Origin of the sequence: Rhizobium ecuadorense, from assembly GCF_001187535.1 — a bacterium.
GTDB classification, from domain to species: Bacteria; Pseudomonadota; Alphaproteobacteria; order Rhizobiales; family Rhizobiaceae; genus Rhizobium; species Rhizobium ecuadorense.
In genome coordinates, this window is sequence record NZ_LFIO01000289.1 from 1 (window position 1) to 278 (window position 278).

Consider the following 278-nt stretch of genomic DNA (forward strand, 5'->3'; position numbering starts at 1 on the left):
GATATGGCGCATCCGGGTTTTGCCAAGCTATTTATAGAAACCCGGTTTGACGAGGCGACAGGCGCTCTGTTTGCCCGCCGCAGGCCACGTGCTGCCGGGGAGAAAGCCACTTGGGCAGTTCACGTTTCCTCATCGAACGTGCCGTCTGCCGAAGCGGCCGAATATGAAACCGATCGGCTGAGATTTCTTGGCCGAGGCCGGACGATAACCAACCCCTCGGTATTCGACGTGGGCGCATCGCTCTCCGGAACAACCGGCCCTGTCCTCGACCCGATTTT

At 59.4% G+C, this 278-nt stretch carries 1 protein-coding gene; it reads left to right on the forward strand.

Annotated elements, in window-relative coordinates:
- The coding region (locus AF337_RS39835) for a hypothetical protein (protein ID WP_152970939.1) at nucleotides 1-278 on the forward strand (278 nt) is incomplete at both ends.